At 64.0% G+C, this 4537-nt stretch carries 2 protein-coding genes; both read right to left on the reverse strand.

The window, feature by feature from the left end:
• Window positions 1–345, reverse strand: a 345-nt coding sequence (locus AAG591_RS05520; RefSeq protein ID WP_342530014.1) for a ParB/Srx family N-terminal domain-containing protein, incomplete at its 3' end; no start/stop codon positions are given.
• Between the two features lie 104 nt (window positions 346–449).
• On the reverse strand, window positions 450–4537 hold a 4088-nt coding region (locus AAG591_RS05525), incomplete at its 5' end, for a strawberry notch-like NTP hydrolase domain-containing protein (RefSeq protein ID WP_342530015.1).

Raw genomic sequence — 4537 nt, forward strand, 5'->3', positions numbered from 1 at the left:
GGCGAAGGCCTGCGCCTCGTCGGCCGGGTTCATCGCGAGACGCTGGAAGTTCTCGGCAAGGCTGGCTTCGCGCACTTCGCTTTCCTCGCCTTCGATGACGAGGCAGGTGACCTCGTGGTTTTCGGGCAAGGCGCCATCTTCGGCCAGCGCCTGCAGCGCGGCGAGACGCCGGCCGCCGGCCTCGACCTCGAACTTGCCGCGCTTTCCTTTGCGCACGACGAGGTTTTGCAGCAGGCCGCGCGCAGCAATGTCTGCCCGCAGCTGGAGGTCGGCCAGCACGTCGCTCGACTTGCGAACGTTGCGCGGGCTCGGGACAAGCTTCTTCAAGGGAATCGACTGGATCATGGGTGTTCTCCTGATGGAATGAAGGCGCAAGTGAGGATCACGAGGCCCACAAGCCCAAAGGGCTCCCTCCACTCTCATTCTGAGATTGGGGTCTGCCCGAGGGATCAGGCGGCAAGCGCGGGGAGGACCGACGAGGCTCTCGACACCGGGACGAACAGCCGCGTGCGGTAGCGGATGATCTCGGTGAAGCAGCCTTTGTTCTTGTACCAGTCGAGCCGATCCGGCGAGAATCCGGTCAGTTCGAGGCGCTGTTCGCCGCCGACCAGCGAGCGCTTCAAGGTGAGAGGATCATGGCTCGCGAGGCCCAGCGGTTTTCCGCTGGCCAAGACGAGGTCGCCGATCTGCTCAGCCGATGGTCCGGCAATGCCGGAAAGACCAAAGGTCTCGGCGATCGCAGCGAGATCGATATCGAGCACTTCGCGACCGATAATCGATTGACCATCTTCGGCAACGAGGCGGGTGACGCGGACATGATCGCCGGGGAGGCGCTTCCAGACCGGAAGCAGCAGCCCAGTGGCAAGATGAACGCGCTCGGTCACCGGTGACTTGGCCGCTCCCACTTCCTCGGCCCGCCAGGCGCTCGTGAACGCAGTGACGCCAATTTCTTCCCACTGGCTCTCAGCGAGTGTCTCTAGCGTCCAGTTGGCGGACTTGAGCGGGCGCAGCAGGCGGCGGCGTTCGATCACGGCCCCGTCGTCGGCGATGAGCCGTCGGGCTGGAACCGAAAGTGCGACCTTGCCCGAGCGTGTATTGCGCATGGGGATTGCGTGCGGGCTGCCGATCTCGTGCATCCGCACCAGGCGCTGCAGTCGAAGAGGGCGAAGGTGCCTCGTAACTTCGAGCGAGACGAGGCGGGTCTCGGCTCCGGTCACGGGATCGGTGCGTAGGAGTTCATCGGCGAGGACCGTGAAGCGATCGACCCTGACGGTTTCCAGTCCCTGGTCGAGCGTTCCGGCTTCACGCGCAGCTTCGATCCGCGCTTCGACAAGGCCGAGATACTCCTCGAATATGGCGTTCTGGAGCGCGATCGGCAGCGCGAGGATACGGTTCAGCCAGCGCTGGATGGTGGGGAGATTGTCGGTCAGCCCGCCATCGGGGTTTTCGAGACGGAGGCCGGTTCGCTCGACGAATTGGCCGAAGCTCGTGGCTTCGAGCTTGCCGTCATAGAGCAGCTGAAACCAGCGGCTGAGCGCATCGCGCGCATACTCGCTTTCGAGATTGTCTGCCGGGTCGAACAGGTTTTGTCCGCCGGTCTGGCGCTGGCCGCGTGTGAGTGCGCCCAATGCATCGAGCCTGCGCGCAATGGTCGAGATGAAGCGGCGTTCGCCCTTCACGTCGGTGGTTACCGGGCAGAACAGCGGGGCCGAGGCCTGATTGGTGCGGTTGGTACGGCCGAGACCCTGGATGGCGTTGTCGGCGCGCCAGCCCGGCTCGAGCAGGAAATGGACCCGGCGTTGCTGATTCCGACAGCCGAGGTCGGCATGATAGGAACGCCCCGTACCGCCGGCATCCGAGAAGACCAGGATGCGCTTGGTCCCTTCCATGAAGCTTTGCGCTTCGGCGACATTGGCGCTGGGGCTACGCCGTTCGAGGCGCTGCTCACCATCGCGGCCCAGGACAAGCCTGCGGGTCCGGCCCGTGACTTCGGCCACGGCGTCGGTTCCGAAATGTTCGATAATCGCATCGAGCGCAGTGGCGATGGGCGGCAGTGCGCAAAGCTGTTCGATCAGCGCATCGCGCGCAGCAATGGCGCGCGGGCAGAAAACGGGATTGCCCTCTCCGTCGCTCATCGCCTCGGAGCGAAGATTGCCGTCGTCGTCGGCGAAGACCTGCATCAATCGTACCGGGAAGCTCTTCGCAAGATAGTCGATGACGTATTCACGCGGTGAGAGATCGATATCGAGCGCTTCGCGTTCTTCCACGGTAAGGTCGGCAAGGCGCCGGTCGAGCATGGCCTCGGCGGTCGAGACCAGCTGCACGACAACCGAATGCTCTTCGCCAAGCGCTACTTCCATCGCGGGGATCAGGCTCGGCAATCTCATCGAAAGCAAGAGCTGAGCAAAGAAGCGCTGCTTGGTGCCTTCGAAGATCGATAGCGCCGCAGCCTTGGCATTGCGGTTGAGCGTGTCGCCGCTGTCCTCGTCGACCACGCGGGTTGCTTCGAGCGCTGCTTCGAGGTTGCGGTGAATGATCGCCCAGGCATCAGCATAGGCATCATAGATTTTTATCTGCGCTTCGGTCAGGCTGTGTTCGAGGATCTCGTACTCGACCCCGGCGAAGGAAAGCGCACGGGCAAGATAGAGACCCTGGGCCTTGAGATCACGGGCGACGAGCTCCATCGCCGCGACGCCGCCAGCGCGGATCTCGGTCATGAACGCTTCGTGGGTCGGAAAGGCGGTCTCGGGTCCCCAGAGACCAAGCCGTGAGGTGTAACCGAGGTTGGCGATATCCGAAGCGCCAGTGGCAGACGCGTAGAGCACGCGGGCGCGCGGGAGCTGGTTCTGCAGCCTGAGGCCCGCCACCCCTTGTTCGGAGCCCTTGACCTTGCCGCGGATTGAAGAGCCCCCGAGCGCATTAGCCATGGCATGGGCTTCGTCGAAAGCGATCACGCCGTCGAAATCCTCGCCCGCCCAGGCAAGGATCTGGTCGAGCCGCGTATCCTCGGCGCGCCCCGAGCGCAGCGTCGGGTAGGTGACGAAGAGGATGCCTTCGGACATCGTTACGGAGTGGCCAAGTTTCCAGCGCGAGAGCGGCTGGAGATCGAGCGGCAGCCCGCCAAGCGCTTCCCAGTCGCGGCGTGCATCTTCGAGCAGCGCCTCGTTCTTGGTGATCCAGACATGTTTGCGCTCGCCTGAGAGCCAGCGATCCATGATGACCGCGGCGATCTGCCGTCCTTTGCCCGCTCCGGTTCCGTCGCCGAGGAAGAAGCCTTGGCGGTAGGAGTGTCCGTCCTCGGAGAGTTCCAGCGAGGTGCCTTCCTGGCTCACCTTGAACTGACCCGGAAGATCGCGCGCAAATGCCTGGGCAGCGTAGACCAGTGTCTCGCATTGCGCTTCGGACAGCAGGCCATCGGCCTGCCAACATGCGGGAAGGCGCGGGCAAACATCGGGCTGCGGTGCCGCGACCGAACCCATGGCAACGGATTCCACGAGCGGGGTGGGATGAACCGGCGCATTCTCGAATTCGATACGGCTGGGCCGGTAAGGGAGATAGATGCCGGTCTGTTCGTGTACCGGCGCGGGGTCGGCCAAGACCGAATAGGCAAGGTCGATCGCATTCGCCGTGGCTGCTGGTGTCGCGGCGAATGGCGCCAGCGGCCGAACCGGCGCGCTTTGGGCCGAAGTCTTGCCAACAAGGCGCACTGGCTTGCCGAGCGGCAGGCGATGGACGTTGGCGGAGGTCTGTACGCGTGGCGGAAGCGCAGTGATAAGCTCGTGGAGCGAGATGAGGTCGGCAGTATCTCCGGTGATCGCAGGCGAGGACGCAGTCGGCGTCTTGTCGAACACAACCAGGCGAACAGCGATCCCCGTCCCTGTCCGGCGAAACATCTGCTGCAGGCGAACATCGAGGAGCAGCGACACGTCGTCCTGTTCCTTGGCGAAGGTGGAGGTGTCGAAGCCTTCAGGCATAATGGCGACGATCCTCGTCCGATTAGCAGCGGCCCGGATTGCACCGCGTAGGTGACGCATAGCGGTCTCACCGTCCTTGCCGCGTTCCAGGCTGTGAGCGAATGGCGGGTTCATCAGCACGGCAGACGGAACAGGGCCGCCAAGCAGGTCGGCGATCAGTTCCCCGTCATGCGCAGTGATGGTGGCCGTGGGGAAGGCGTGGGCCAGACCGTCTCGTCTTGCCGGATCGATCTCGTTGAGGAGCAGCGAAGCGTTCTGGAGGCAACCCCAAAGAGCAAGGGCACCATTGCCGGCGGACGGTTCGAGGAGCGTGTCTTGCGCGCAGACAGCTGCGGCCTTCGCCATCAGCCAGGCCAGCATTGGCGGGGTCGAGAACTGCTGGAGCTCGACCTGTGCTTCGCTGCGAACGTGCCGCGGCGGCAAGGCTGCTTCGAGCCAGTCGAACCGCGCTTCGGCTTCGTGTACATTCGTCGCCAGATCGATCCGTGAGGACTCTCGAAGCCAGAGTAGTGCGCCGATCTCGACCGCGCTGTTGTAGTCGTCGATCGTCCAGGCACCTCCCC

Origin of the sequence: Citromicrobium bathyomarinum (genome assembly GCF_038594485.1) — a bacterium.
Lineage (GTDB): Bacteria > Pseudomonadota > Alphaproteobacteria > Sphingomonadales > Sphingomonadaceae > Alteriqipengyuania > Alteriqipengyuania bathyomarina_A.